Annotated in this window: 25 protein-coding genes; 18 read left to right on the top strand and 7 right to left on the bottom strand. The window is 50.8% G+C overall.

Translation table 11 applies throughout. From position 1 onward, the window contains the following. Positions 1-123: 123 nt before the first annotated feature. A complete protein-coding gene (locus tag GRF59_RS19595) occupies positions 124-1,038 on the bottom strand; it encodes an ArsR/SmtB family transcription factor (protein ID WP_160499404.1) in 915 nt (304 codons plus the stop codon). A gap of 355 nt (positions 1,039-1,393) precedes the next feature. Here GRF59_RS19595 and GRF59_RS19590 point away from each other — a divergent pair, with 355 nt between their 5' ends. The 4 genes from GRF59_RS19590 (at position 1,394) to GRF59_RS19575 (ending at position 4,616) form a co-directional block, all read left to right on the top strand. Beyond that, positions 1,394-2,494: a sulfate ABC transporter substrate-binding protein gene (locus tag GRF59_RS19590; protein ID WP_160499403.1), complete on the top strand. Its 1,101-nt coding sequence runs from the start codon at positions 1,394-1,396 to the stop codon at positions 2,492-2,494. 30 nt (positions 2,495-2,524) lie between these two features. Next, positions 2,525-3,364, top strand: a complete 840-nt coding sequence (gene cysT, locus GRF59_RS19585) for a sulfate ABC transporter permease subunit CysT (protein ID WP_160499402.1) — start codon at positions 2,525-2,527, stop codon at positions 3,362-3,364. Between the two features lies 1 nt (position 3,365). After that, a complete protein-coding gene (cysW, locus tag GRF59_RS19580; protein ID WP_160499401.1) occupies positions 3,366-4,226 on the top strand; it encodes a sulfate ABC transporter permease subunit CysW in 861 nt (286 codons plus the stop codon). A 156-nt stretch (positions 4,227-4,382) separates the two neighbouring features. Further along, entirely contained in the window at positions 4,383-4,616 is a 234-nt protein-coding gene (locus GRF59_RS19575) for a YezD family protein (RefSeq protein ID WP_160499400.1), read from the top strand. A gap of 100 nt (positions 4,617-4,716) precedes the next feature. Here GRF59_RS19575 and GRF59_RS19570 read toward each other — a convergent pair whose 3' ends face one another. Together GRF59_RS19570 and GRF59_RS19565 are read right to left on the bottom strand one after the other, a co-directional pair. Beyond that, a complete protein-coding gene (locus GRF59_RS19570; protein ID WP_160499399.1) occupies positions 4,717-5,592 on the bottom strand; it encodes a hypothetical protein in 876 nt (291 codons plus the stop codon). Between the two features lie 78 nt (positions 5,593-5,670). Next, entirely contained in the window at positions 5,671-6,324 is a 654-nt protein-coding gene (locus GRF59_RS19565) for an MgtC/SapB family protein (RefSeq protein ID WP_160499398.1), read from the bottom strand. 147 nt (positions 6,325-6,471) lie between these two features. Here GRF59_RS19565 and GRF59_RS19560 point away from each other — a divergent pair, with 147 nt between their 5' ends. The 3 genes from GRF59_RS19560 (at position 6,472) to GRF59_RS19550 (ending at position 9,771) form a co-directional block, all read left to right on the top strand. Continuing rightward, positions 6,472-7,167 (top strand): DUF421 domain-containing protein, encoded by a 696-nt coding sequence (locus GRF59_RS19560; protein WP_160499397.1) that lies wholly within the window; start codon positions 6,472-6,474, stop codon positions 7,165-7,167. 107 nt (positions 7,168-7,274) lie between these two features. Then, positions 7,275-7,907: an NAD(P)-dependent oxidoreductase gene (locus tag GRF59_RS19555; RefSeq protein ID WP_160499729.1), complete on the top strand. Its 633-nt coding sequence runs from the start codon at positions 7,275-7,277 to the stop codon at positions 7,905-7,907. A 244-nt stretch (positions 7,908-8,151) separates the two neighbouring features. Next, complete coding sequence (locus GRF59_RS19550) at positions 8,152-9,771, top strand: NAD(P)H-hydrate dehydratase (protein WP_160499396.1); 1,620 nt, start codon at positions 8,152-8,154, stop codon at positions 9,769-9,771. A 34-nt stretch (positions 9,772-9,805) separates the two neighbouring features. On the opposite strand, the gene GRF59_RS19545 is transcribed toward GRF59_RS19550, so the two are convergent. After that, positions 9,806-10,279: a hypothetical protein gene (locus GRF59_RS19545; protein ID WP_237391927.1), complete on the bottom strand. Its 474-nt coding sequence runs from the start codon at positions 10,277-10,279 to the stop codon at positions 9,806-9,808. Positions 10,280-10,729: 450 nt separating this feature from the next. Between GRF59_RS19545 and GRF59_RS19540 the strand changes: the two genes are divergently transcribed. Further along, positions 10,730-10,975, top strand: a complete 246-nt coding sequence (locus GRF59_RS19540) for a hypothetical protein (RefSeq protein WP_160499395.1) — start codon at positions 10,730-10,732, stop codon at positions 10,973-10,975. Between the two features lie 155 nt (positions 10,976-11,130). Here the strand turns inward: GRF59_RS19540 and GRF59_RS19535 are convergent, their stop codons facing one another. The 3 genes from GRF59_RS19535 to GRF59_RS19525 all read right to left on the bottom strand — a co-directional run bounded on the left by GRF59_RS19535 (position 11,131) and on the right by GRF59_RS19525 (position 14,366). Beyond that, complete coding sequence (locus tag GRF59_RS19535; protein WP_237391926.1) at positions 11,131-11,655, bottom strand: DUF1572 family protein; 525 nt, start codon at positions 11,653-11,655, stop codon at positions 11,131-11,133. Positions 11,656-11,824: 169 nt separating this feature from the next. Further along, the gene (gene serS, locus GRF59_RS19530; RefSeq protein WP_160499393.1) at positions 11,825-13,117 is read right to left on the bottom strand and encodes a serine--tRNA ligase; all 1,293 of its coding nucleotides are present in this window, start codon (positions 13,115-13,117) and stop codon (positions 11,825-11,827) included. Between the two features lie 307 nt (positions 13,118-13,424). Next, entirely contained in the window at positions 13,425-14,366 is a 942-nt protein-coding gene (locus GRF59_RS19525) for an urea transporter (RefSeq protein ID WP_160499392.1), read from the bottom strand. A gap of 261 nt (positions 14,367-14,627) precedes the next feature. On the opposite strand from GRF59_RS19525, the gene GRF59_RS19520 reads away from it, so the two are divergent. From GRF59_RS19520 to ssuE, 10 genes are all read left to right on the top strand, one after another. Continuing rightward, positions 14,628-14,930 carry an urease subunit gamma gene (locus GRF59_RS19520; RefSeq protein WP_160499391.1) on the top strand — a complete coding sequence of 101 codons (303 nt, stop codon included), beginning with the start codon at positions 14,628-14,630 and terminating at the stop codon, positions 14,928-14,930. 27 nt (positions 14,931-14,957) lie between these two features. Further along, a complete protein-coding gene (locus tag GRF59_RS19515) occupies positions 14,958-15,281 on the top strand; it encodes an urease subunit beta (protein ID WP_160499390.1) in 324 nt (107 codons plus the stop codon). Further along, the gene (gene ureC / locus GRF59_RS19510; RefSeq protein ID WP_160499389.1) at positions 15,278-16,990 is read left to right on the top strand and encodes an urease subunit alpha; all 1,713 of its coding nucleotides are present in this window, start codon (positions 15,278-15,280) and stop codon (positions 16,988-16,990) included. Before GRF59_RS19515 ends, ureC begins: the two co-directional genes overlap by 4 nt. Before the next feature lie 11 nt (positions 16,991-17,001). Next, positions 17,002-17,457 (top strand): urease accessory protein UreE, encoded by a 456-nt coding sequence (gene ureE / locus GRF59_RS19505; RefSeq protein WP_160499388.1) that lies wholly within the window; start codon positions 17,002-17,004, stop codon positions 17,455-17,457. Then, on the top strand, positions 17,450-18,136 hold the full coding sequence (locus GRF59_RS19500) for an urease accessory protein UreF (RefSeq protein ID WP_160499387.1): 687 nt from the start codon (positions 17,450-17,452) through the stop codon (positions 18,134-18,136). The genes ureE and GRF59_RS19500 overlap by 8 nt, the downstream gene beginning before the upstream one ends. 29 nt (positions 18,137-18,165) lie before the next feature. Continuing rightward, positions 18,166-18,777 carry an urease accessory protein UreG gene (ureG, locus tag GRF59_RS19495; RefSeq protein ID WP_160499386.1) on the top strand — a complete coding sequence of 204 codons (612 nt, stop codon included), beginning with the start codon at positions 18,166-18,168 and terminating at the stop codon, positions 18,775-18,777. Position 18,778: 1 nt separating this feature from the next. Further along, on the top strand, positions 18,779-19,603 hold the full coding sequence (locus GRF59_RS19490) for an urease accessory protein UreD (RefSeq protein ID WP_160499385.1): 825 nt from the start codon (positions 18,779-18,781) through the stop codon (positions 19,601-19,603). Between the two features lie 162 nt (positions 19,604-19,765). After that, positions 19,766-20,374 (top strand): PadR family transcriptional regulator, encoded by a 609-nt coding sequence (locus GRF59_RS19485; RefSeq protein ID WP_160499384.1) that lies wholly within the window; start codon positions 19,766-19,768, stop codon positions 20,372-20,374. Between the two features lie 125 nt (positions 20,375-20,499). Continuing rightward, positions 20,500-21,501 carry a HoxN/HupN/NixA family nickel/cobalt transporter gene (locus GRF59_RS19480; protein ID WP_160499383.1) on the top strand — a complete coding sequence of 334 codons (1,002 nt, stop codon included), beginning with the start codon at positions 20,500-20,502 and terminating at the stop codon, positions 21,499-21,501. 226 nt (positions 21,502-21,727) lie between these two features. Further along, on the top strand, positions 21,728-22,348 hold the full coding sequence (ssuE, locus tag GRF59_RS19475; RefSeq protein WP_160499382.1) for an NADPH-dependent FMN reductase: 621 nt from the start codon (positions 21,728-21,730) through the stop codon (positions 22,346-22,348). The last annotated feature ends 1 nt before the right edge of the window (position 22,349 follow it).

The raw sequence follows: 22,349 nt of genomic DNA, 5'->3' as shown, positions 1-22,349 counted from the left end.
GCCTCTGCATCAAGCAGAGGCTGCTTTTTCGGGTTGGGAGGACGCTGCTGCCCATGAACCAAGCGGTTGTCGGTCGTATCCTTGGGGGCACTTCTGACCCGGGACCCGCGCTTATCCTTAGAACTAGCCTCTCTCTTCGGAGTAATACAGATGAAACAACACGTCCTGCTGATGGTTGCCGAAGCCTTTTCCGAACAGGGTGATGCCGCTTGTGTTTTTTTCCTGCCCCGGTACCGCGATGCGGAAGGTCCACTGCTTGTCCCGTACGGGAAGGCTGCTAAGCGTAACGCCCGAGATTCGTTCTCCATCGACATACGTACCGTCCTGGTTGATCCGAAGTGTTTTCAGCATGCCGTTCTGGCTTCCGGGATCAGACCACCAGGCAGGGGTATAGGTGCCCTGGTGGGTACTTTGGTATTTTAGGCCGGCCCATCCGCCGAGCTCTACCCGGTTGAAGGAAAAGACGAGGCTGGACGGCTTGGCATTCGGATGGAAAGGAAGCATGGTTGACAGTTCACAGGTGATTTCCAGCTCTTCTGGAGTTTGGCTGTCGAGCAGACAGTTGGGAACCTTATACTCGATATAGCCGCTGCGGAACCATAACATTTTGGCTTGGACGCGTTCGGGATACCAGAAGTACCTCGGTTCGTTATATTCCCCGATGGTGTGCTCAACGGTTGCGATTCCACAGGGGGCAGTAAGCTCGAAATCCGTGTAATGGCCGACGGAAACCTCTGTTTGATGAGATTTGCGGTGGAGTGCAGGGGACGCGGGGATCGTAATCTCGATTCGTTCGGCGGATAAGGCGCAGATTTTTTGCACTCCGCCTTTGCCGGGAGCCATTCGGGTTGTGATTAACCGGGCTTTCTCCAGCTTTTTAACATGCATGGTCATGATGGCGCTGCTTAAGCAGAGGGCTTCTGCCAACTCTCGAACATTCATCTGCCGCTCGGATAGAAGCTGAAGGATATTGAGCCTCACACGGCTGGCCAGAGCTTCGTAGACAGGAAGGGACGCGGTAGTTGTATCCAGTTCCATGACAAGCCTCCATTCAGATTGAAAATGAGACTTACACTTTCAATTATATAATGGTATTCCATAATGTACCAATATTCATCGTATAAATCCCGTAATTTTCCCAAAAAAAGGATTGACGAAGATATAGACTGTGTTTACAATACGAATATAACATACTAAACAGGTAGGAATAATGGTTATAAAAAGGAAAATGGAATACTTCGTTCTCGCCGTACAAACGGAGGAACTGCTGAACAAGGGAATGGATCGCATTCATGATGGATGGGTCATGCCTTGGATAGCATTTCTCCGTTTTTTTGTTTGGTTTAGGAACGGTCTGGCGGGATTCGAAATTTTACAATGAGGAGTGGGGAAGATGGTCAAAGCAAGGAATAAGGGGTTTGGAACAGCAAAAAAGGGAGTGGTGATTGCTCTTGTACTTATGTTAACGGCGGCGCTGGCAGCCTGCGGATCCAAGGATGGGGCCGGTGCATCCGCAGAAGGAAAGAGTCAAAGCACGGAAACGAAAAGCAGCGCCAAAGAGATCAGCCTGCTGAATGTATCCTATGACCCGACCCGGGAACTGTATGAGAATTATAACAAAGCATTTGCAGCCTATTGGGAAAAGGAAAAGGGACAGAAGGTAACTATTAAACAGTCGCACGGCGGTTCCGGTGCGCAAAGCCGCTCGGTCATTGACGGATTGGAGGCGGACGTCGTGACGCTCGCGCTCGGCTATGATATTGATGCGATTCAGAAAAAAGGACTCATCAATGAGGGCTGGCAAAGCAAATTTGACTTGAACAGCACGCCTTACAATTCAACCATCGTGTTTCTGGTGCGCAAAGGCAACCCGAAGCAGATCAAGGACTGGAACGATCTAATCAAGGGCGACGTGCAGGTGATCACGCCTAATCCGAAGACATCTGGCGGAGCACGCTGGAATTATCTGGCCGCTTGGGGATATGCCCTGAAGCAGAACAATAACGATGAAGAAAAAGCGAAAGAGTTCGTCCGTGACCTCTTCAAGCATGTACCGGTGCTGGATACCGGGGCCAGAGGAGCGACGACAACATTCGTGGAACGCGGCATCGGCGATGTGCTGCTGGCCTGGGAGAATGAGGCGCTGCTGTCCGTGAAGGAACTTGGTCCGGACAAATTCGATATCGTGTATCCTTCCATCAGTATTCTGGCGGAACCTCCGGTTGCCGTCGTGGATAAAGTCGTGGATAAGAAGGGAACTCGTGAAGTGGCGGAAGCTTACCTGAAATATCTGTACTCGGAGGAAGGCCAAAAAATAGCGGCAGAAAACTTCTACCGTCCGACGCTTGCCGGCGTCATCGAGAAGTATAAGGATACGTTCAAAGACATCAACCTGTTTACGCTCAAGGATGTATTCGGAACATGGCAGGAGACGCAGACCAAGCATTTCAGCGACGGCGGCGTGTTCGACCAAATCTATACGCCGGGCAAATAAAGCAGACAGGCATGGAGAGGATGAGATGTTATGAGCCAAGCAAGGGCAGGGCGGAGCCGGGTACTTCCCGGCTTTGGCCTTACGCTCGGATATAGTGTTGCCTATTTAAGCCTCGTGGTGCTGCTGCCGTTGTCCGCGCTGCTGATCAATTCGACCGGCCTCGACTGGGCGAAGTTCTGGCAGGTGGCGACGGATCCGCGCGTGCTCGCTTCCTACCGGATCAGCTTTACCACCTCCGCTGCCGCCGCATTGATTGATGCAGTGCTGGGCCTTCTACTCGCCTGGGTTCTGGTACGCTATGAATTCCCGGGAAGGAAGCTGTGTGACGCGCTGATCGATCTGCCGTTTGCGCTGCCGACTGCGGTTGCGGGCGTATCGCTGACCGCCTTGTATGCGCCGAACGGCTGGATCGGGTCCCTGCTCGAACCGCTGGGAATTAAGGCAGCCTTTTCGCAGCTTGGCATCACGCTCGCCTTGATGTTTATTGGCCTGCCGTTTGTCGTAAGAACATTGCAGCCGGTGCTTCAGGATGCGGAACGTGACGCCGAGGAGGCCTCGGCGACGCTGGGAGCGGGGAGATTCCGGACGTTTCGCACCATCATTCTTCCGGGGCTTGTGCCGCCGCTGTTGACGGGCTTTGCACTTGCCTTCGCCAGAGGCATCGGGGAATATGGCTCGGTTGTGTTTATATCCGGCAATATGCCGATGAAAACGGAGATCGCTCCGCTGCTCATCATGTCCAAGTTGGAGCAATACGATTATGCGGGTGCCGCGGCAGTAGCCGTGCTACTTTTGCTGATTTCATTCCTGATGCTGCTTGTGATCAATTCACTGCAGCGTTGGTCCAGCCGGAAAAAGGAGGCGGTATAACATGGCAGGTACTCTACCAGGAGCCGCAGCGCCACGTCCGGTGCAAACTTCGAGGGCGGCATCAGAGGCACCTTGGGTGAAATGGCTGTTGATTGCCGGAGCAGGGCTTGTGCTTCTGTGGCTGATCGTGCTTCCGCTTGCCGTCGTGCTGACGCAGGCGCTGAAGAAGGGCTGGGATGTCTATCTCAGCGCTTTATCCGATCCGGATGCCTTGTCTGCGCTGAAATTGACATTGCTGGTGGCTCTTATCACCGTCCCGCTGAATACGATTTTCGGAGTCGCGGCAGCGTGGGCGATAACGAAATTCAAATTTAAAGGCAAAGGCATCCTTATTACCTTGATTGATTTGCCATTTGCGGTCTCGCCGGTCATCGGCGGCCTGATCTTCGTGCTCGTATTCGGGGCGAACGGCTGGTTTGGCCCATGGCTTGCAGATCATGACATCAAGATCATCTACGCTGTGCCCGGTATCGTGCTGGCTACGCTGTTTGTCACATTTCCATTTGTGGCGAGAGAGCTCATTCCGCTTATGGAGGATCAGGGACAGCAGGAAGAGGAAGCCGCCATCACGCTTGGAGCCAAAGGCTGGGTCGTGTTTACGAAGGTGACGCTGCCTAACATCCGCTGGGGTCTGATCTACGGGATTATTCTGTGCAATGCCAGAGCGATGGGGGAGTTCGGCGCGGTATCGGTCGTTTCCGGGCATATTCGCGGAGAGACCAACACGCTTCCGCTGCACGTCGAGATCCTGTACAACGAATATCAGTTCTCCGCCTCCTTTGCCGTGGCTTCCCTGCTGCTGCTGCTGGCATTGGCTACGCTGCTGATCAAGAGCTTCTATGCCCGAAAAAATGCGCATTGACAGTCTTTTTGCCGGCATGATAATGTAACTGTAAAACATAGTAAATTGGTTGGAAAAGAATGATTAATCCGATATGATGTCATCGACGTGATGAATGTCATGAATGAGATGAATGTGAAATACCCAAAAACGTTCTGAAGCAAAGGAGGCTGCATCATGGCAAAAGGGCTCCAGGTGGATCAATTATGGCTCGAACGGATCGCAGGCCAATTAAATGACATGGAATTCGGCTCGCTTCATATCGTCGTGCATGAAGGCCAAATCGTGCAGATGGAACGGACCGAGCGGAAGCGTTTTGAGAATACGCCGGCCAAAGCAGCCAAGACGGGGATTACGGCAAGAACCCGGCAGGATCTGAAAAAGACGTCCCGGGATCACCGGCAGGCCTGATGTGCTGCTGAGGAACGTGAATGGTTATGGATGTTCAATCGAGCTTGAAAAAAACAAACCCGTTGATGGTATAGCCCTTGGGAGGGCGAACATCGACGGGTTATTTTTCAGTTTGCATGTGTTCTTCTTCGGAAACCTCAAGTAAATCTGCGGAGCCTGCATATGGACGGTCACGCCTTGAACGATGAGGGTTCATGGCAAATCCCCACGCAAAGAGAATAACTTGTACAGCTAATATGTAAGGGGCAGCGGTTAAGCCCGCCAAGTGTGCCAGCGCGGCAGCACTTATGAGAAGAGCCAGAACCCGATACGAAATTCGGGTTGAGTCTTTTCTCGGCGTCATCACGGCGAGGTAGAAGGAGATGACTGCTGCAACACATGACACAAACCGTATCCACAGCTCGGCGCTTGTCCAGGATAACACCGTGAAGCTCTGTCCTGGAAGCTCCTGATACAGTTGCAGGCACCAGTATAGAATCAGCACCATGGCTGCAAAGGGAACTGCAGGGCGGATCAGCTTCCAGAAACCGATGCCCCAGCCCGGATTGTCCAGTGAACGGATAATGGACGACTGCTCACGGATTCGCCGGCTGATCTCCCGGTCCAGCACTCTTTGCAGCTGCAGATGACGCGACGCATCACGCTCTCTGGTGTATGCATCAATGGCTTCAAGCAGCTCCGTTGTGATCAGTGGAGCAGCTTTGCATTGCTGCAGCAGCAGAATCAGGGACTCAGGCTCTTGTTCGGATTCAGACGATGAATCCGCAGCCGCTTCGTTGTCCAGCATACCCGCTGCGCGGGAATAGATTTCGAGTGTTTGGTGAAGGCGCTCCAGCCGTGCCGTAGCCATGCTTCGGAAGGAACGGGCGGTACGGAAATACAGCCATAGAAAAAGGATGATCGCAAGTCCGGTGATCATGATTCTGGACTGCGTATCGGTAATATCATTTGCATTAATCCAAGCCGCAAGGTACAACGCCGAATCCCTCCTTCATCGCTTTTGTTATCACTATTGCATAACAGGCTCCGGATTACAATATTTCAATGTGCCTGATTATTCCAGCTTCGCGGATAAAATATGCGGAAGACTGTCGAGATCCTTCAGAAGCTCCTGTAGAGTACCGTTATGTCTGGTCTTGCCCTCGATTTTGAGATGATACATGCCGAGGCGTTCGGGATCCTGCTCCATTTCATAAGAAGCGATGGCAATTTTCCTGGCGGCAAGCGATTCCAGAATGGGTTGCACGGATTCCTTGGATTCCAGCTCGAAGGAGATGTTGAGCGCCCTTCCGGTTTTGAAGATCATGCTGAGCAGCTCAAGTCCGATCATCACGAGAATGGTCGCGCTGATTCCGGCAGCATACATGCCTGAGCCGATGGTCAGGCCAATGCCCGAGGTGGCCCATACCCCTGCAGCCGTCGTAAGACCGCGCACCATTTTGCGTTCAATAATAATCATGCCAGCTCCGAGAAAACCGATGCCGCTGACGGCCTGAGCCGCGATCCGGCTGGGATCCAGCGCAATATGATCATTGTCCAGAACCTGTGAGAATCCATACTGTGACACCAGCATGATCAGCGCGCTGCCGACGGCGACGAGAAAATGGGTTCTCAGCCCGGCTTCCTTGGCTCTGAGTTCACGCTCCAAACCAATGACGGCCCCGAGCAGCCCGGCCACCGCCAAACGGATCATGTATTCTGCAATCATGCATTCATCAGCTCCTTTAACAAACAGTTGCGGAAGAGTTCCTGATTTATTACCCCATTTCCTTGCTTACTTCGTTCACGGTATTTTTCAACTCTTGACTCAGGTGGGTAAATAGATACCAAAAGGAATTGCCAGGGAGGTTTCGGAATGGACTTGGGAATGATCACCGTTAAACTGATTACCGGTTTTCTAGGATTGTGGATTATGACGCGCGTTCTGGGCAAAAAAGAAATTTCCCAGCTGACTCCCTTTGATTTTGTGTCTTCGCTCATGCTGAGTGAATTGGTGGGCAATACCGTATATCAGGAAGACGTCCATGTCGGTCAGCTTTTGTTTTCACTGGCCATATGGTTCATTTTATCTTATGTATTTGAAAAAGTAACCCAATATGCCAGGAAAACCCGCGGATCTTTGGAAGGATCGCCTTCCATCCTCATCCGTAACGGGGAAGTGGATATGCGTGAAATGAAGCGGAACCGCCTCGATTTCGAACAGCTGCTGATGATGCTTCGTCAAAAGGATATCTTTTCCGTCCGGGAGGTATCCTATGCTATTTTCGAGACCAACGGATCGCTGAGCGTGATGAAAAATGGAGCGTATGAGGCTGTGCAAAAATCGGATCTGAAGATTTCGGATGATGAGCCGGGCTTTACTTATCATTTTCTGGAGGACGGCCGCATGAATGAAGAAGGTCTTCAGGCTCTGGGCAAGGATAAAACATGGCTGTTGGAGCAGCTTCGCGAAAAAGGATACCAGGAACCGGAAAAAATCGCGTACGCGGAATGGCAGGAGGGGCGGGGATTATACATTCTTGAGCATAAGCACAAAAAGAAGGATCGATGAATGGTCAAGAATTTCGGGCATGAACCGCCATTTGAGGGTAATATAGGAGTGTACGCATAGTTAAACCATACAGAGGAGATTATTTCATGACAGAAACCATTCACCCGATGAATATAACGATATTTGGCGCAACCGGCACGGTCGGACAGGCTGTGCTTAAAGAAGCACTTAGCCGCGAGCATGAAGTAACGGCAGTCGTGCGGGACGTATCCCGGCTAACCGACAAGCATGAACGTCTGCATGTGGTCCAGGGCGATATCCTTGACCCGGCATCGGTAGAAAAGCATACGAAAGGACGCGAAGCGGTGATCAGCGCTTATGGTCCGAAGTTCGGTTCGGAGGAGGAGCTTGTGGAAGCTGCTCGTTCTCTGGTCGAAGGCGTACGGCGCTCCGGGGCAAAGCGTCTGCTGGTGATTGGGGGAGCCGGGAGTCTGATTACGGACGAAGGCGTGCCTCTTATGGATACGCCAGCCTTTCCTGCAGAGGTCTATCCGCTGGCCAAAGCGCATGCGGATGCTTTTGAGATATACAGCCAGTCGGAGCTGGAATGGTCTTACCTCAGTCCGGCTGCTGTGCTTGAGGATGGCCGCCGCAGCGGGAATTTCAGAATCGGCATTGACCGCCTGATAACGGATGAGCTTGGCGTCAGCCGGATCACGACGGGGGATTTGGCCGCGGCGCTGATGGATGAGATGGAGGATCCGTATTTCGTCGCTTCCCGGTTTACGGCGGCGTATTAGGGCCGGATTTGGCCAGGAACTGAAGATCTAATGCAGTTAAGCAGCGTTCGGAGAGGACGATAGGCGGTCTTGGCCGTTAAGGGAAAGGGAGAAGGGCAGCGGGCGCGATCCAATGTGGATGTGCAGCGCTGCTTTTTCTATAGAATCGGCAGGATTCAGAAGTTTGGGATCCGTGCTAGAGGATAGGGATATTTCACTGTGGTTTACATTAGAATGTGATATGGAAAAAGGGAGGAAGAGATGCATGTACATGGTAACTTCAGCGCAGATGCGGGAGCTGGACCGCCGCACCATAGAGGAAATCGGGATTCCTTCGGCTGCATTAATGGAGAATGCGGGGAGAGCTATTGCGGAGGAAGTGATACGGCTGTGCCGGGAGCGGAACATGTCGCGGCAGGTTGACGAAGCTCGTGGCAGCTTCCTGGAGAGGGAACTCCGCGGCTCGATTCGAGGCGATGAAGCTCTAGAGCTTGAACAGCCTGGCCGAGAGCATTGGCTGATCCTTGCCGGCAAAGGCAATAATGGCGGCGACGGGCTGGTAGCCGCCCGTTACCTTCGCGAGGCGGGCGTCGGCGTCACTGTCGTGTACGCTCTTCCGCCGGAGCAGCTGCAAGGGGATGGCGCCCTGCAGCGTGACGCCGCTGCAAGGCTGGGCATCCCCTTGCTTGTCCACGGACGCGATGCCGTGGACTATGCCGCATGCACGGGCATCGTGGATGCCCTGCTGGGGACGGGCGCGCACGGCGAACCGCGCGGCGCGTACGCGGACATGATTGCCGCCGCGAATGCCAGCGGCAGAATGATCGTGTCGGCGGATATTCCCAGCGGGGTGGACGCCGACACGGGGGAAGTCAGCCAGCCGTGCATCGCGGCGCGGCTGACGGTCTGCCTCGCGTTCCTGAAGCGAGGCTTGACGCAGTACCCCGGCGCGGAAGCCGCCGGGGAGGTGGTGGTCCGCTCCATCGGCATACCCTCGGAGCTGTGCGGTCAGCAGGAGGGCCTGGCCTACCTGCTGACCGAAGGCACGCTGCGCGGCCGCCTGCGCGTGGACGCGGCGCGCCGCCGCTCGCCGGACGGCCACAAGGGCACGTATGGACACGTGCTTGTGGCGGCCGGAAGCCCGCGCATGAGCGGCGCGGGCCTGCTGTGCAGCCGCGCGGCGCTGCGTGCGGGCAGCGGCCTCGTGACCTGGGCACTGCCTGCACCGCTGCTGCCGCACATGGCAGGAGCAGCGCCTGAAATCATGCTCGCCCCCGCAGCGGAGGGCGACTGGGACGCAGCTTCCGCGACATCCGTGCTGCAGCTTGCCGAAAGCCGGGACGTGATAGCGATCGGTCCCGGCCTAGGGCGCTTCGAGAAGGATGGAGAATGGCTTCGCCGTATTTGGGAGCAGTCACAGTGTCCGCTGGTAGTGGACGCTGATGCTCTGAATATGCTGGCGGATCGTACGGATCTATCTGCTTGGAAGACGCGGAGGGCTGATACGGTGCTGACGCCGCATCCGGGTGAAATGGCTCGGCTGGCGGGCTTGTCCACGAAGGAAATACAGCGTGACCGGATCGGAGCCGCCGTGAAGTATGCGACGGTCAATCGGGTGACGCTGGTGCTCAAGGGAGCACGGACCATCATTGCCGCTCCCGATGGCTCGGCATACGTGAACATGACCGGCAATGCCGGCATGGCGACGGGAGGCTCCGGAGATGTGCTGACGGGCATCATCGCCGGACTTCTGGCCCAAGGACTAACCGGTCTTCAGGCAGCCGCCTACGGCGTATATCTGCACGGTTTAGCGGGAGAGACGGCGGCCGCGCGGCGCGGGCACATGTCATCACTGATTGCCGGAGATCTGATCGAGGCACTGTAATCATCGGCGGGGTGTCTGCCATCTCTACGATCCTCTACAAGCAAAAAAGGCAAATCAACGGCACGACGAGCGCAAATAATGGCGTAAACAAAGAATCGCTGGAGAAAAGGCGCTTCCCTGTAAAAAACACCAATAGAGTGCAGACGCCTGCTACTGCCGCGAGCTCAGGATATCCGTCAAACTCTGGTGTACGGATAAACAGGCAGTAATATGCCGTATAAGCGGCGGCTGCATACAAGGCAGCCTGTTTCAGACGGCTTAGCGGCGGGAGCATGGCCAGGATGGCGTCCGATGCTATGGAAATTAACATGGCATAGCTGTAAACCCACATCTCCGGCGACATGGAGAGCTCATCGCTCCGTGCGCCCCAAGGCATCTCAGGCAATGGCAGCACCCGTGACAGCAGCATAAGCATCAGCAGGGTCAGGCCTGCTGATGCCAGCTTGTTCATCGTATATTTGCCCGACTTCAGCCGGGCATGGATAAAGGAATAATCCGGTTTCATCATTCGGTCCTCTCCTTGCCCATTATGATCCTTGGTACAGCATAATCTTCATCCTTAAGAAAGGTTACAGGGAGATGGGGCGAGGATATGAGTTGGGTGTTTTTCTTTAGATATCAGGCAGACGCATCCGAGAAGAGCCCCCTGATATCGCAAGAAAAACTTCCTTTTATAACCGATATGATATAAATGTTTTTCTTTAGATATCAGGCAGACGCATCCGAGAAGAGCCCCCCTGATATCGCAAGAAAAACTTCCTTTATAACCGATATGAAATAATTGTTTTTCTTATGATCCCCCCCAAGAATTTGAGTTGCGAAACATGGATATATGCAGGATGTGGTAAAATTGGTTATCGGAGTGAATCTTGCATGAGCCATTGAAGCATGTGCATGTTACATGCATGTATCCTGCGATGTTGAATACGAATTCGGGAACAAGGGGGCAGGAGAGCGAATGGAGAAATTCATGGCTGGCTTAGGTATTTTCTGTGGTGTGTTTCTCGCATTTTTCCTGATTGTTTTATTTTCAGGCGATCTTGCGGTCATGGTGCCCATCGTAGGATTTAGCACGGTTATTGCCATGCTGGGCGTGGTTTTGATCAACCAGCAAAGAGAGCTGGAAGCCCGGAGGAGGGCCGAGAGAAGACGACTGAACCAGCTGAATAGCAATAATGAGCAGACAAAAGGCAGCCTTTCCTGATCCGACCGGGAGGCTGCCTTTGCCGTTGAGGAACCCATGTCAACGGAATGACTGTTGTCATCGTATTACGGACAGTGATGTTCCATGAGATTATTCCTTATTTCATTCGTTATTTCAAAATACGTAGGATGGCGTGAAAATGGAGTGCGTGAAAATCAGGATTTCTTTTTCCGCGGGATGGTCAGCGTGTGCCAGTCATCGCCCTGGATCATTTTAGCCACATAAATGATTTGGCCTACGTGGCTGGAGTAATGAGACATTTGGCGTTCGATGGATTCCAGAACCGAATGGGGCTGCTGCCGGATATAGACGGTGCGGAGCAGGTCATCGCTTTTCAGATCCGAGAGCGTCTGGAGAAAGACATCCCAGCCCTGGTTCCATATGGAGAGAAGATCATCCTTGGACTCGATCGTACCTTCGAACTCCTCATCCCGGTCGCGGCCGGGCTTTTCGCCATCCGTTGTGAGAAAATCAGTCCAGCGTGAGATCATATTGCCGCTTAGGTGTTTGACGATGATGGCGATGCTGTTGGACTCCTCGTTCGGTGCCCAGTTCAGTTTTACATCATCCTGTACTTGGGCAATGGCTTTCTCAGCGGATTGCTTAAGTTCTTTAAATTTTGCCGTTGCGCTTGCAAGGTAAACACTTCCCAAATCTTGAACGTTTGTTGGATTTTCCAATCCAATCACCTCCGTATATGGATGTTTCGGCTTTCCAGAACGATAGTACATCCAGTATATTCCTATCGAAATGTCTTCTGCAACTATACAAATAACCTCCTCACTGCGCAGCGGTCTGCTGCGCAACGAGGAGGATGGTTGGCATTTCTGTCGATGCCATCAAGAAGCGTTAAGTGAGGAGTTGGGGCGGAACCAGCCGCTCCACGCCGCCCATGTAAGGCCGCAGTGCTTCAGGGATATAGATGCTGCCGTCTTGCTGCTGATGATTCTCCAGCAGCGGAATCAGGATGCGGGGCGATGCCACGGCAGTGTTGTTCAGCGTATGGCAGTATTGCAGATTTCCTTCCTCGTCCCGGTACCGGATATTCGAGCGGCGGGCCTGGAAATCCAGCAGATTCGACGACGAATGCGTTTCGCCGTAGGCATCACGGCTAGGCATCCAGGTCTCGATATCATACTGCTTATGGGTTTTCTGCGACATGTCGCCGGTGCAGACGGCCATCACCCGGTAAGGGAGCTCCAGCAGCTGCAGAATACCTTCGGCATGGCCGGTAATTTCCTGAAGCACCGCCTCCGATACCGCGGGATCGTTTTGACAGAGCACGACCTGCTCCACCTTGGCGAACTGGTGAACGCGGTATAATCCGCGCACATCTCGTCCGGCCGACCCGATCTCGCGCCGATAGCAGGCCGACATGCCCGCGAGCCGGATCGGCTCTGTCACGTCAACGATCTCATCGCTGTAATACGATACAAGCGATACTTCCGACGTACCGACCAGCCATTTGTCTTCTCCGGTCAGCTCGAATGTCTGATCCTGGCCGGTGGGGAAAAAGCCCGTCCGGTTCAGGGCTTCGGGACGGACCATCACCGGAACGTCCATGGGCGTGAATCCGCGTGCAGTCAGATAATCCAGTGCGAGACGCTGTACTGCAAGATGAAGGTAGAGACCTGCACCTTTCAAATAATAGTTGCGCGTTCCTGCGGTCTTTACGCCCCGCGGAATGTCGATCATGTCATGCATTTCACCCAGAGTCACATGATCGCGCAGCTCATAATCAAATACCGGAGTTTCTCCGACCCGGCGAACCTCGACATTGTCGGTGTCATCCTTGCCTATGGGTGTATCGGCCGATACGACGTTGGGAGCAAGGAGGAGGAGCTTCGACACATTTTGGTCGGCTTCCTGCAGCCCGGCTTCCAGAATGCCCAGCTCTTCATTCAGCTGTTTGACCTGAGCCATCATCGGTTCTGCTGCTTCCTTGTTGCCCTGCTTCATGAGCGGTGCGATTTCCTTGCTGAGCTTGTTGCGCTGTGCTCTTTTTCCTTCCGTTTGCAGCAGCAGATCCCTGCGCTTCGAATCCCATTCAAGCAGCTTATCTACCTGAAAGGGAATGTTCTTGTGTACCGCCGTTTGCTGTACCTGTTCCGCATGATCGCGGATAAATTGCATGGTTAACATGATTGATCTTAGCTCCTTTGTCCGTAAAAAAATACAAAAAGCGCCCTCATCCTTTGGGACGAGGAGCGCTTGCTCGCGGTGCCACCCAACTTGACCGGACTGCATACGCAGGAGCCGATCCTCTTGGTTCCGCGGTAACGGACGGAAAGCCGGTAAACTTAGGGAGAAGAGCGAAACTCTGCTCCGATCGAAAACGCCTCACAGTTGGATGCTGATCATCGGCATAGTGGTTGGTGTTCAATTCTTTTGGCTTAGTATATCGTAAACCGGTTTCCGGCGCAATATACATTTATTCCGGAAATCGCATTTACAGTTTGGGAAGGACCTTTCTTGCGGCAAGAAAAAGCCATGTGCATAGAACAAACGGCATCGTCAGCGTCGGGAGTCCGTAAGGCAAAAGCCAACTGTCCAGGCTTGCCGTAACAGGCACGGTCAGAATGGCTGCAATGATACCCGCCCATGGCGCAAACCGGCTCTTTGCATCGAATACAGCAGCGACCGCCAGTATGGTTAACACGGCATTATATCCGTAAAGCCCGGCATTTAGCAATGAAACCTCCGCCCCTAGTCCATAAGCGGCTAACCAAGCAACGATCGTACCGATCACCGCATACAGGCCCAGTCTCCAACCGGCCCATAGCACCCCAATGAATATGAGAATTCCGGACCAAACATTATCCTGAAAATATACTTGTCCAATCCCGTTAACTAGCCCATGAAACCAGTCCATTGAACCTCCGGCATGCAGCTTCCAGTGCGATAGATCCTGCGGCAAGAGGTCGGGATTGAGTTTGAAGGCCTCCAAACGGTAAGAAGCAAGCAGCAGAAACCAAGTGAGTACAATATACGGAAATGTCATTACAGGTATTGTGGTATTTCGCAGCATGTGCATCATAGCTGCGGTAAAAAGAGCTGCCACGGCGGCCCCTCCTAAAGCGATGATCCAGCGCATGTCTCCATCCAGATTTAACGCCAGCGCGATGCCGGCGAGTACCGAGTTATAACTAAGTAATCCTTGGTTAACAATGGTTTTCTCCGCTCCTCCGAAGCGGCCGATGAGAGCAGCTATGAATGCAGACAGCAATGCGATAATGCCTATCGAAACCGAGGATAGCATGATAGCGATCAGAATAATGAGACCCGAGACAGCATTTTCAATGAATATAACCTGGGAAATGCCTATTAAGGTTGCAGCAATGAGTGGAGTTAACGTTCCTTCTCGTAATGCTTTTCGTTTGTCCGTTTGCATGATGATCTCCTTTTCTGGGGAAGGGTTTCCTTGCATTCTACTTGAACAATCCGGCGAGTTTACTAGATCAACATTTGCAATATGTATTATATATAATAAATTGAATATGGAATTTATTATATATATAAAATATGATATATTAAGGATATGAGGTAATCAAATCCATATATCCTAGATTTGGCTCAAATGCTGTATAAATACACGGTAATTCCTTGGGAATTTAAAAAGACGATGAATACATCACAACTAGGAGGCTAATCCATGCAATTGTTACCGCGTGAGATGGACAAACTTTTGATCGTAGTTGCCGCAGATCTTGCCAAGCGAAGAAAAGCAAGAGGACTTAAACTAAACCATCCTGAAGCCATTGCCTATATCACTTATGAAGTCATGGAAGGGGCCCGGGATGGTAGAACCGTTGCAGAATTAATGGAATACGGCGCAACTATTTTGTCTCGTGACGACGTGATGGAGGGCATTCCGGAGATGATTCATGATATCCAGGTGGAAGCCACCTTTCCGGATGGAACCAAACTGGTCACCGTACATAGTCCGATACGGTAGTAACCAAACGACAGGAGGAAAATTCAAATGACACCAGGCCAGATTTTTTTGAAGGATGAAGACATTATCTGTAATGCTGGAAGACTTGCATCAAGAACCACTGTAAAGAACATCGGGGATCGGCCGGTTCAAGTAGGTTCTCACTTTCATTTTTACGAGGTCAACGAAGCTCTTCAGTTCAACCGTGAAGACGGCTTCGGCAAACATTTGAACATCCCGGCGGGGGCTGCAGTGCGGTTTGAGCCCGGAGACGAGAAAGAAGTCGAATTGGTTTGCTTTGCCGGAGAACGCCGTGTCTATGGATTTAACAATAAAACTGATGGATCTGTGGAAAGCGGGGGCCAACAATGAGCTTTAGAATGCCAAGAACCCAATACTCTCAAATGTATGGACCGACAACGGGAGATTCGATACGCCTTGCAGATACGGATTTGATTATTCAGATCGAGAAGGATTATTCATCCTACGGGGATGAAGTCGTGTTTGGCGGCGGCAAAGTGATTCGCGATGGAATGGGCCAACATCCTTTGGTTACCCGCGGAGACGGAATTCCGGATGTGGTCATTACCAATGCCATTATTTTGGATTATACCGGCATTTATAAAGCGGATATCGGGATTCGCGACGGAAAGATCGCAGGAATCGGAAAGGCTGGTAATCCATTGGTGATGGATAACGTGGACATCATCATCGGGGCTTCCACGGAGATTATCGCAGGCGAAGGCATGATCGTCACGGCTGGCGGCATTGATACGCATGTTCACTTTATCAATCCTGCGCAGATCGAAACGGCGTTGTCTTCCGGACTTACGACGCTCATCGGTGGAGGTACGGGTCCTGCTGCGGGTTCCAAGGCCACAACCGTTACCCCTGGTGCATGGAATATTCAGCGGATGCTCGAGGCGGCGGAAGGAATGCCCATCAACGTCGGTTTCACAGGAAAGGGACAAGCTGCGGCGGAAGAGCCTCTGGCCGAACAAGTACGGGCCGGAGCGATTGGACTCAAGGTCCATGAGGACTGGGGCGCTACGGCATCGGCTCTCGACCATGCATTAAGCGTGGCGGATAAGTATGATGTGCAGGTTGCGGTTCATGCCGATACCCTGAACGAAGGCGGCTTCATGGAGAACACGATGGCTGCCATTAAAGACCGGGTTATCCATATGTACCATACGGAAGGCGCAGGCGGGGGGCATGCTCCGGATTTAATCAAATCCGCCAGCTACATGAACGTTCTTCCGTCATCTACGAATCCGACGCTTCCTTATACGGTGAATACGATCGATGAACATTTGGATATGCTCATGGTTTGTCACCACTTGAATCCTTCGATCCCTGAGGATCTTGCTTTTGCGGACTCGCGCATTCGTCGTGAAACCATTGCCGCGGAAGATATTCTGCAGGATATGGGCGTCTTCAGCATGGTGAGTTCGGATGCGCAGGCCATGGGACGTGTAGGCGAGGTCATTTTGCGGACATGGCAAACTGCTGACAAAATGAAAAAACAACGGGGAACGATGCAGGGAGACAGCGAGCTCTCGGATAATCATCGTGCCAAGCGCTATGTTGCCAAATATACGATCAATCCGGCCATTACGCACGGGATTTCAGAGTATGTAGGTTCGGTTGAAGTCGGGAAAATGGCGGACCTTGTCATTTGGTCACCTGCATTTTTTGGCGTGAAGCCTGAGATGATCATCAAAAACGGGATGGTCGTGCAAAGCTTGATGGGAGATGCCAATGCTTCCATTCCGACGCCGCAGCCTGTCATCTATCGTCCGATGTATGCGCAATATGGAAAGGCTCTTTCCAGAAGCTCGGCCACTTTCATTTCCCAGTATGCTTTTGACCATAAAGTCCACGAGCAATTGGGCCTCGAGAAAATCATTCTCCCGGTTCACGGCATCCGAACATTGACGAAGAAAGATATGAAGCTGAATTTCGAAACGCCTGAGATTACAGTGGACCCGCAAACCTATGAGGTGAGAGTCAACGGGGAACTCATTACATGTGAGCCTGTTGACAGAGTACCGATGGGCCAGCGCTATTTCCTATTTTGAGGTGAAAAACATTGATTATTGAAAAAGTCCTAACCAATATCGAAAGTTTAGGAAAAGATGAAGTTGGAAAACGCCACATCGAAAAAATATATATGGAAAGCGCCGATTTAGTGAAGCGAATCCAACGGGTTAAAACAGACCATGGCAAGGAAATCGGGATTCGTTTAACAGACCCGCGTGACCTTGTGGCGGGAGATATCCTGTTCATGGATGATAAAAATATCATTATGGTCGATGTCCTCTCGGATGATTTAATCGTCATTCGCCCGCGCAGCTTGAAAGAAATGGGAACCATCGCTCATCAACTCGGAAACCGCCATCTACCGGCCCAGTTTGAAGAGGATGAAATGCTGGTTCAATACGATTACCTTGTTGAAGAATTGCTGAAGCAGCTGGAAATCCCGTATCAAAGGGAAGAGAGGAAAGTAAAACAGGCATTCCGCCATATCGGCCACAGCCATGGATAAGAATACGCTATCGTTATTTCAACTGTGCGATTCGAACTTTCCTACGGGCGCCTTCAGTCATTCGTATGGTCTTGAAAGTTACATCCAAGCAGATCAGGTGCATGATCAGACGACATTTTCCAAGTGGCTCCATGTATATGTGAATGAACAGCTTGTCCATTCCGATGGGCTTGCTTCCCGGCTCGTATTCGATGCATTGCAGGATGGAAAACTGGATCAGGTATGGAAGCTGGATCGCATGCTGACCGTCCAGAACCTGCCTCGGGAAACGAGGGAGGGGACGCAAAAGATGGGTGACCGCATGTTGAATCTCGTAGGATCCTTGTATGATGTGCCTGTGTTGTTGTTGTATCGGGACCGAATCAAGAAGAAGCAGTGCTTCGGACATCCGGCGATCGTATTTACGATGATCGGGCATCATCTTGGCGTTTCGCAATCAACCACGATTCTATATTATTTGTATTCCGTGATTTCAAGCTTGGTGCAAAACGCAGTGCGGGCCATCCCGTTAGGCCAGACGGCTGGACAGAAAGTCATTCAAGGATTCCAGGACGTATTGCTCGAAGCAGTGGACAAGATCCTGGGCCTGAATGAAGAGGATTTCGGAATCATCTCACCCGGCCTGGAATTATCGCAAATGCAGCATGAACGCGTCAATATTCGAATTTTCATGTCTTAAAATATCAACTATAGAAAGAAGTGTGTTATATGGAACCGATTAAGATTGGCATTGGAGGACCTGTCGGCGCCGGAAAAACCATGCTCGTAGAAAAATTGACCCGGCATTTGGAGGGCGAAATCAGCATGGCGGTGGTAACCAATGATATATATACCAAAGAGGATGCCAAATTCCTGATGGCGAACGGCGTGCTGCCGGCAGATCGGATTATCGGCGTTGAAACCGGGGGATGCCCTCACACAGCCATTCGTGAAGATGCCTCCATGAATTTTGCTGCCATTGATGAGTTGAAGGAGAAGCACCCGGATGTTGAGCTTATTTTCGTGGAGAGCGGCGGCGATAATCTTGCGGCTACGTTCAGCCCCGAGCTGGTCGATTTCTCGATCTACATTATCGATGTGGCGCAAGGAGAGAAAATTCCGCGCAAAGGCGGACAAGGCATGATCAAATCCGATTTGTTTATCATCAATAAAACGGATTTGGCGCCTTATGTCGGTGCAAGTCTTGAAGTCATGGAGTCTGATACGAAGGTATTCCGCGGGAATAAGCCGTTTGTATTCACGAACTTAAAGGACAATTCCGGACTGGACCAGGTTATTAAATGGCTTAAAGAGAATGCATTCTTAAAGGGATTGGAATAGGATGAAGGACTGGACAGGGATTCTGCGATTGGAAGCTGAAGAACGAAACGGAAAAACTGTCGCCAAAAATGTGTATTTTCAGGGCGCTTATAAAGTCATGCGTCCGGTGTATCACGATCATTCCGGGCAAGTGTGCTATTATATCCTAAATCCGGGCGGAGGTTACTTGGATGGGGATCGCTATCAAATGAAAATTGCATTAAATGAACAGGCCCGGCTCACTTTAACCACGCAATCAGCAACAAAAATATACAGGACGCCCAAGCAACCCGCCTACCAGGAAACCGAAATTATCCTGAAGAAGGGCAGTTATCTGGAGTATATTACGGATCCGCTGATTGGATATAAGGATGCACGCTATCAACAAAAAACGGTCGTCAAAATGGAGAAGGGCGCAACCTTCCTTTATTCCGATATCATTACTTCGGGATGGTCGCCCGATGGAGAACAATTTAGTTATGATCTGCTTCAATTAATCAGTGAAATCTATATGGATGATGAGTTGGTTGTGTATGATCATATCAAATTGAATCCGGCAAACCACCATATGGCTTCGCTTGGGTATATGGAAGGCTTCTCCCATCTAGGGTCTATGATCGTAGTCGGGGAGCAGGTGAATGCTGATCTTCTCGATCAGTTATATCACGCGGTTCATGAGGATAAGGGCGATTATAAAATCGGACTCTCCTTATTGCCGGTTTCTGGGCTTATCGTTCGGGTCTTAGCGAACTCTACGCAAACCATAGAGAAAATTCATACAACATGTCACCATATGATCAGTCGAGAGCTATTTAACACTATTCCGTCTTTTCTAAGAAAATATTAATGCCGAAGACCCGGCAACCTGTAGGTTGCCGGGTCTTTCACAGAAAAGATACTACCTGAGAACTATAAAAGAGGTTACAATTAAAACGATTACAGATACAATTATGTGGAAGATCAGGTAGATTGGATTAGCTACTCAAATGAAAATAAGGAATGAGAATATATGAATACTCTTGGCTATGCGATTCTCAGTGTACTTGGTAGGAAGCCATGTTCCGGATATCAATTAGCAACCCATTTAGAAGTGTTGTGGCCCGCAAAACATAGTCAGATTTATCCTCTGTTAACCAAAATGGAGCAGAATGGACTGGTAGTGTTTGAGCATGTCGAGCAAACGGGCAAACCGGATAAAAAAATATTTTCAATTACGGAAAAGGGAGAAGAATCTCTGGGAACATGGATTACCGGCAAGACTGCCGATCCCATCCTTCGCGATGAATTTTTGATCAAGATGTATTCGATGTGGATGACAGATGAGAATCAAGCGAAAGAGTTAATTCACGATCGTATAGCTAAATTAGAACATAAGGTAGCTTTGCGAGATCAAAAAATCGCCAAAGTGGAGACTGAATACAGTATTTCATCCAAGCATTTTGGACGGTATGTCCTACTAAATAGAAGTAATTTACTAGATAAAGAAGAGATTTCGTGGTGCCATTGGGTTTTGAAGATTATGGAGAATACCAATATAATTCATTTTTTATTAGGAATCATCAGTGCGGGAACCTTCAATAAAATAATGCAGAGCATTTCTTTTTTTAATGAATTCTAATGGATCACCCTTAAATGAGCATCATGACGGAGGGATGCAAACGAGCGGCCCTGACGAAGGCATGAAGACTTTCGCGGAACGTTCGTATTACTAAAACAAATTATGACGAGCGAAAGGTAGAAAGCATGAAATTTATTTGGAATCGTTATATGTTAGGTGTTTTGGTTATTCATATCATGGGATTCATCGCCTTGTTCACTGTGGTGCCCACCCATCCAACCTTCGTTGGCATGGGGATCGCTGCGTATGTGTTCGGTGTCCGCCATGCGTTTGACATCGATCATATCGCCGCGGTAGACAATACGATCCGCAAATTGATCGCACAAAAGAAAGATTCGCGCGGAGTAGGGTTCTTCTTCTCATTAGGACATTCCACGGTTGTTTTTTTACTGGCAGTATTAACCGCGGTGTCCGTGAAGTTTGTTGCCAAATACATGTCCAGCATGCAGGATATTGGCGGGATTATCGGCGTGACGGTATCCGGTGTTTTTCTGGTATTTTTATCGATACTCAATCTGATGTTGTTCGTTCAACTTTGGAGAACATTCCGCAAGATGAAGGAAGAAAAGATCCGCGAGTCGGATTTAGAGCAATTATTCGAAGCGAAGGGCTTTTTCACCCGATATTTGGGACCCTTATTTAAGGTGGTTACGAAAAGCTGGCATATTTATCCGATTGGTTTCTTGTTTGGCCTGGGTTTCGATACAGCAACCGAAATATCATTGTTAACCATGTCGGCGGGTGCAGCGAACAATAACTTTCCTGTACTCGGGATCATTGCACTCCCGCTTCTATTCGCGGCGGGTATGAGTTTATTCGATACGCTTGATGGCTTGATGATGACCAAAAGCTATGCTTGGGCCAATGATAGACCGGTTCGCAAGGTGTACTACAATCTGATTGTCACCGCGATATCCGTCGTTGCGGCACTGGCGGTCGGCATTGTTGAACTGGCCCAAATTACGACCGAAAAGCTTCATTTGTCGGGCGGTTTATGGGATGTGATTGCATCCATCGACTTCGGCAATTTAGGTTATTTCTTGGTTATTTCGTTCTTGTTGATCTGGGGTTTGGCCGTTTTTATATGGAAATTCTACAAAATCGAAGAGCGTTATACTGTAAAGTAAATGTCGCTTGAATGAAATAAAAAGGGACGAAGTTAGGCAAAACAGCCTGCTTCGTCCCTTTTTGTATGCAGCATGATCCTAGGGAGGCAGGCCTTCTCATATTGCGCCGAACATGACTGGAGGGAACAAGGAACCTATGCAGCCATGTCTGCTTATAGTAAGGAAGGAGAAGCATTACAGACAGGTAATGCGGTCATACAGCAGCCGAAAAAAGAGGTGTTTACTGTTGCGTAGTATAGTCATCCTGAACGGAGGTCCTTCGCTAACTTCACGGCTGATGGGGGTCGTGCGGTATGCGGAGGATTATGCTTTGAAAAAAGGACATCCGCTCCACCGGATCGATGTGGTCAAGCTGCCGGCCGAGGATCTCATTTTGGCCCGGATCGATAGCAAAGAGATCGCTTCCGCTAATCGTACGCTTGCAGAAGCGGATGCCGTCATCATCGCCAGTCCGGTATTTCAGGCCTCGTATACGGGACTGCTCAAGACTTTTTTGGATACGGTCCCGCAAAAGGGACTTGCCGGAAAAATGATATTGCCCCTCTTGATCGGTGGCAGTCTGGCGCATTTGCTCGCGATGGACTATGCCTTGAAGCCGGTGTTGTCCGCAATGGGAGCCAGGCATATTCTCGGCGGGGTTTTTACGGTCGATACTCAGATTACACGGATCAGTTCCGGAGAAATGATACTTGCTTCAGAGCTTATAGAAAGGCTGGATACTGCGCTGGAAGAGCTCTCTGCAGAGCTGGGACGGCGCAGCCTCATGCGCTCGGAGGGGAATGCCGGGGTAGACGGTCCCGAAGCCTGTACGGCCTTAATAGGGAGCCTGCGAGTTCAGATTCAGTAGA

Source organism: Paenibacillus dendrobii (assembly GCF_009807035.1).
In the GTDB taxonomy this organism is placed as follows: Bacteria; Bacillota; Bacilli; order Paenibacillales; family Paenibacillaceae; genus Paenibacillus_AQ; species Paenibacillus_AQ dendrobii.
The sequence above is the reverse complement of the archived record's forward strand: the minus strand, read 5'-3'. Positions and strand labels throughout refer to the sequence as shown.

Bases quoted from the DNA above. Each gene is read 5' to 3' on its own strand.
- GRF59_RS19555 (WP_160499729.1), top strand. From the start codon at position 7,275: ATGAATATAACGATATTTGGCGCAACCGGCACGGTCGGACAGGCTGTG.
- GRF59_RS19575 (WP_160499400.1), top strand. From the start codon at position 4,383: ATGGCAAAAGGGCTCCAGGTGGATCAATTATGGCTCGAACGGATCGCA.
- serS (WP_160499393.1), bottom strand. From the start codon at position 13,117: ATGTTAACCATGCAATTTATCCGCGATCATGCGGAACAGGTACAGCAA.
- GRF59_RS19540 (WP_160499395.1), top strand. From the start codon at position 10,730: ATGGAGAAATTCATGGCTGGCTTAGGTATTTTCTGTGGTGTGTTTCTC.
- GRF59_RS19565 (WP_160499398.1), bottom strand. From the start codon at position 6,324: ATGATTGCAGAATACATGATCCGTTTGGCGGTGGCCGGGCTGCTCGGG.
- GRF59_RS19595 (WP_160499404.1), bottom strand. From the start codon at position 1,038: ATGGAACTGGATACAACTACCGCGTCCCTTCCTGTCTACGAAGCTCTG.
- GRF59_RS19550 (WP_160499396.1), top strand. From the start codon at position 8,152: ATGTACATGGTAACTTCAGCGCAGATGCGGGAGCTGGACCGCCGCACC.
- GRF59_RS19525 (WP_160499392.1), bottom strand. From the start codon at position 14,366: ATGCAAACGGACAAACGAAAAGCATTACGAGAAGGAACGTTAACTCCA.
- GRF59_RS19590 (WP_160499403.1), top strand. From the start codon at position 1,394: ATGGTCAAAGCAAGGAATAAGGGGTTTGGAACAGCAAAAAAGGGAGTG.
- cysW (WP_160499401.1), top strand. From the start codon at position 3,366: ATGGCAGGTACTCTACCAGGAGCCGCAGCGCCACGTCCGGTGCAAACT.
- GRF59_RS19560 (WP_160499397.1), top strand. From the start codon at position 6,472: ATGGACTTGGGAATGATCACCGTTAAACTGATTACCGGTTTTCTAGGA.
- ureC (WP_160499389.1), top strand. From the start codon at position 15,278: ATGAGCTTTAGAATGCCAAGAACCCAATACTCTCAAATGTATGGACCG.
- ureG (WP_160499386.1), top strand. From the start codon at position 18,166: ATGGAACCGATTAAGATTGGCATTGGAGGACCTGTCGGCGCCGGAAAA.
- GRF59_RS19490 (WP_160499385.1), top strand. From the start codon at position 18,779: ATGAAGGACTGGACAGGGATTCTGCGATTGGAAGCTGAAGAACGAAAC.
- GRF59_RS19520 (WP_160499391.1), top strand. From the start codon at position 14,628: ATGCAATTGTTACCGCGTGAGATGGACAAACTTTTGATCGTAGTTGCC.
- GRF59_RS19485 (WP_160499384.1), top strand. From the start codon at position 19,766: ATGAATACTCTTGGCTATGCGATTCTCAGTGTACTTGGTAGGAAGCCA.
- GRF59_RS19480 (WP_160499383.1), top strand. From the start codon at position 20,500: ATGAAATTTATTTGGAATCGTTATATGTTAGGTGTTTTGGTTATTCAT.
- GRF59_RS19545 (WP_237391927.1), bottom strand. From the start codon at position 10,279: ATGATGAAACCGGATTATTCCTTTATCCATGCCCGGCTGAAGTCGGGC.
- GRF59_RS19500 (WP_160499387.1), top strand. From the start codon at position 17,450: ATGGATAAGAATACGCTATCGTTATTTCAACTGTGCGATTCGAACTTT.
- GRF59_RS19515 (WP_160499390.1), top strand. From the start codon at position 14,958: ATGACACCAGGCCAGATTTTTTTGAAGGATGAAGACATTATCTGTAAT.
- cysT (WP_160499402.1), top strand. From the start codon at position 2,525: ATGAGCCAAGCAAGGGCAGGGCGGAGCCGGGTACTTCCCGGCTTTGGC.